Origin of the sequence: Nocardioides sp. CPCC 206348 (assembly GCF_048654705.1) — a bacterium.
GTDB lineage: Bacteria > Actinomycetota > Actinomycetes > Propionibacteriales > Nocardioidaceae > Nocardioides.
This window is the reverse complement of the sequence record NZ_JBMCZA010000209.1, coordinates 18486-22185: the sequence shown is the minus strand read 5'-3', so window position 1 is coordinate 22185 and position 3700 is coordinate 18486. Positions and strand designations below refer to the sequence as shown.

Below are 3700 nucleotides of genomic sequence, written 5' to 3'. Positions count from 1 at the left end.
CCGAACGACCGGCGGTCCGCCGCATGCTGACGTGGCTGGCGCTCGCCTTCCTGCCGTCGTCGCTGATGCTGGGGGTGACCACCCACCTGACCACGGACGTGGCTCCGGTGCCGCTGTTGTGGGTCGTCCCGCTGGCGATCTACCTCGCCACCTTCGTCATCGCCTTCGCGGGGGCGGGGCGCAGGCGGCCCGGGACCGCGGCTGCCGTCGCCGTCGTGCTGGTGATCGCCACCCGGGCCCTGACCGCCGGCGAACGCGTGCTTCCGCTGCCCCTCACCGTGCTGACGCATCTCGCGATGCTCGGGGTGGTCGCCTACGTGGCGCACGCGCTGCTCGCGGCCGACCGGCCCGCGGCCGACCACCTCACCCTGTTCTTCGTCGTGGTGTCGGTGGGCGGCGCGCTCGGCGGCCTGTTCAACGGACTCCTGGCTCCGCTGGTCTTCGACCGGGTCATCGAGTACGCGCTGGTCCTTGCCGGCGTACCGCTCCTGTGGCTCGCCCTGGGGGCCACCCGCTGGATCGCGTTGACGATGACGGCCGTGCTCGCGGTCGGCGCCTTCGTCTCGCTCCCGCAGGGCGAGGTGCTCGCTCGCTCGCGGACGTTCTACGGCTCCTACGTCGTGGTGCAGACGCCCGACCTCGTGGAGATGCGCCACGGAACCACCGTGCACGGCTTCCAGTCCCGCAATCCCGGGGAACGCACGGAACCAACCAGCTACTACGCCCGCAACGGTCCGCTCGGCGACGTCTTCGACACAGTGGGCACGAACCTCGTCGACATCACGGCCGTCGGCCTCGGGACGGGCACCGTCGCCGCCTACGGCCTCCCGGGACAGACCATCCGGTTCATCGAGATCGACCCCGAGGTGGTCCGGATCGCGAACGACCGGCGCTACTTCACGTTCCTGGCCGACTCCGCTGCGGCCGTGGAGACCACGACCGGCGACGGACGCCTCCGCGTCGCCGAACTCGCGCCCGCCACGACCGACCTGCTGGTCCTCGACGCCTTCAGTTCGGACGCCATTCCCGTGCACCTGCTGACAGCCGAGGCCTTCGCCGAGTACGCGACCCGGATCCGGCCGGGCGGCTCCATCGCCGTCCACATCAGCAACCTGTACTTCGACCTCGCCCCGGTGATCGCGGGCGCCGCGGAGCGGTTGGGCTGGCACGCAGCCATCGGCAAGGGTGGCAGCAAGCCCCTCGGCGTCCGATCGGCCTGGATCGCCCTGAGCCCCGCAGGCGGCCTGGCGGACACCCTCGTCGCGAAGTCGAGCTGGACGACGCTGACCGGCACGGCCGAACAGGCGTGGAGCGACGACCACGCGTCGCTCCTCGCAGTGCTGCGCTGACCTCAGGTCGCGGTGTAGACGACCCCGTCGGCCTGGTCGGTCGCGGTGGCCTGTCCCCGCGCGACGAGCAGGTCGAGGTGCGCCTTGGTCTCCATCGCCGCCATCCCCTGGCTGAAGATGTCGAGGTCGTCGAAGGCGTGCTCGTGACGCGTCCAGCCCAGGTCGCGGGCGACCACGATCGAGGTGACGTCGCCGCGGGCGCGCAGCGAGGTCAGGCTCTGGTCGAGCCGGGTCTCATGGTGGGCAAGCAGCTCGTCGACGCGGGCGTACGACGACGGCGCGACCGGACCGTGTGCCGGGAGGATGCGGAGGTCGGGGAGAGTGCGCACCCGTGCCAGCGAGGACATGAACTGTCCCAGCGGCTGCTCGACCGCGGGCACCGTGAAACCGATCGACGGCGTGATCGTGGGAAGCACGTGGTCGCCGGCGAACAGGACGCCCTCGACCTTGTCGGCATAGACGTAGTGGCCGGGCGTGTGGCCGGGCGTGTGCACCGCGTCGATGGTCCGGCGACCCACCTCGAAGGAACGGTCCCCCTCCAGCCACAGGTCGGGGAAGGCCCAGTCGACGGCGTCGGGCAGGACGCCGTCGTGGCCGGCCGCCCACAGCTCGGCGATCTCGGTGGCACCCGCGGTGCGGAGCACGCCGAGGAACGGGCTCTCGCCGAGCTCGTCCTCTGCGGCACGGTGCAACAGCTCGAGCGCCGGCTTCTCGTCGATGCCGAGCACCACCTCGGCGCCGAACTCCTGGCCCAGGACCGTGGCCATCGTGAAGTGGTCACGGTGCACGTGGGTCACCAGGAAGCGCTTGATGTCCCCGAAGCCCGAGCCGATCGAGCGCAGGCTCTTGTCGAGCAGCTCGCGCGCCACCGGGATCGACCAGCCGCCGTCGATCAGGGTCAGCCCGTCATCGGACTGGACGACGTACACGTTGATCGCCTTGAGACCGTCCATCGGGAGGGGCAGCGGGATCCGGTAGATCCCGTCGGCGACCTGCCAGGCACCCTCGTCCGCCCAGTAGCGGCCGGAGTCCGGCGAGAACGCGTGGCCGGTTGCAATGCCTCCCGTGGTCATGGGACCACCTTAGGAAGGGGTCTCTGAAGGTCGTCCGGTGGGGACCAGATCGGGGAGGTTCAGGTCGAGGTTGGGCTCCTGGATTCCGCCGTCCACCTCGAGCAGCTTGCCGGTGACGAACTGGCCCGCACGCGAGGAGAGATAGAGCACCGCAGCGGCGATGTCCTCCGCCTCGCCGATCCGGCCGAGGGGCGTGGCCTCCTCCATCTGCTGCTTCATCGCGGGCACGCCCGCAACGAACTCCAGGGCGCTGGTCATCACCGAGCCGACGTACACACCGTTGACGCGGATGTTCGGGGACAGGTCGGTTGCCGCGAGCCGGGTCCAGTGCGCGAGCGCCGCCTTGGCGACGCCGTACGCGAGGTAGCCGCGGGCCGCCGTACGGCCCATCATCGAGCTGATCGAGGTGATCGACTTCTGCCGTCCGTCGCCGGCCGAGGCCAGCATCAGCGGGACGGCAGCGCGGCTCAGCGCGTGCGCCGTGGCGACGTTGAAGTGGAAGGACTCCTCCAGGTAGGCCACGTCGGTGTCGAGGAAGGCGTTCGGGATCGTGCCACCGACGTTGTTGACGACGATGTCGAGGCGACCGAAGGCGTCGTACGCCGCCTGGGCGAGACCGGCGACCTCGTCGGTGTGCGCCAGGTTCGCGGGTACGACGACCGCCCGGCGCCCGACGGACTCGATCCGTGCCGCGACGTCCTTGAGCTGACCCTCGGTGCGCGACGAGATCAGGACGTCGGCACCGGCCTCGGCGAGCGCGACGGCCGTGGCGGCACCGATACCGCGACCGGCGCCGGTGACGACAGCGACGTGGTCAGTGATGGTGAACCTGTCGAGGATGCTCATGATGCTCCGTTGGTCGGGGTCGTCGTGACCAGGCCGCGGCCGGTGACCAGCGGGAGGTCGAGCGCGGTGAGCAGACCGGGCCGGGCCGCGACGACGGCCGGGACGGCGTTGATCAGGCGCTGGGCGGTGACGATCATCCCCGAGACGTTGTGGTCACCGTGCTCGCCGTGGTGGGTGAACTCGACCTTCATGCACGGCTCGCCCGTGATCTCGATCCGGTAGCAGCCGTCGCCCTCGTTCGGCGTCGGCCAGTCCGGCTCGGCCTCGGCGTCGGTGCGCGTGACGTGCTCGAGGGTGATCCGCGGGACGCCGTCGACGGTGCCGATCACCCGGAACAGCACCGAGCCCATGGTGCCCTCCTCGACATCGACCGAGTGGGTCCTGACCGTGCGCGGGGCGGGTCGGCGGGTGACCTCCTCGACGAGCGGCTCA

At 70.7% G+C, this 3700-nt stretch carries 3 protein-coding genes and 1 pseudogene; 1 reads left to right on the top strand and 3 read right to left on the bottom strand.

The window, feature by feature from the left end; genetic code table 11:
• On the top strand, window positions 1–1349 hold a 1349-nt coding region (locus ACOADB_RS20700; protein WP_378602878.1), incomplete at its 5' end, for a spermidine synthase.
• 2 nt (window positions 1350–1351) lie between these two features.
• Here the strand turns inward: ACOADB_RS20700 and ACOADB_RS20695 are convergent.
• The 3 genes and pseudogenes from ACOADB_RS20695 to ACOADB_RS20685 form a co-directional block, all read right to left on the bottom strand.
• Complete coding sequence (locus ACOADB_RS20695) at window positions 1352–2422, bottom strand: MBL fold metallo-hydrolase (protein WP_378602875.1); 1071 nt, start codon at window positions 2420–2422, stop codon at window positions 1352–1354.
• A gap of 9 nt (window positions 2423–2431) precedes the next feature.
• Complete coding sequence (locus ACOADB_RS20690; protein WP_378602873.1) at window positions 2432–3268, bottom strand: SDR family oxidoreductase; 837 nt, start codon at window positions 3266–3268, stop codon at window positions 2432–2434.
• Window positions 3265–3700 (bottom strand): annotated as a pseudogene (locus ACOADB_RS20685) (diacylglycerol kinase); the annotation flags it as partial. The pseudogene ACOADB_RS20685 and the gene ACOADB_RS20690, both read right to left, overlap by 4 nt.